This window comes from Mycobacterium sp. NGS17 (assembly GCF_059813205.1).
In genome coordinates, this window is sequence record NZ_JCALED010000074.1 from 1 (window position 1) to 201 (window position 201).

A 201-nucleotide genomic window follows, 5' to 3' on the forward strand; every position below is an offset into this window, starting at 1 on the left:
CTGGACACCCCCACCCTGCTCGGCCCACCCGGCCGGCTCCAGCCCGGCCCACGCCACACCACCACCTACCGGCTGCCCGAACACACCACCACCGACCTGCACGAACTGGCCCGCACCCACCACAGCACCCTCAACACCGTCCTGCAAGCCGGCTACGCCCAACTGCTAGCCGTGCTCACCGGCCAACACGACATCGTCTTC

At 69.7% G+C, this 201-nt stretch carries 1 protein-coding gene; it reads left to right on the top strand.

What is annotated here, in order from left to right; all coding sequences use genetic code 11:
- The coding region (locus AC5Y7E_RS24425; RefSeq protein ID WP_499950989.1) for a hypothetical protein at positions 1-201 on the top strand (201 nt) is incomplete at both ends.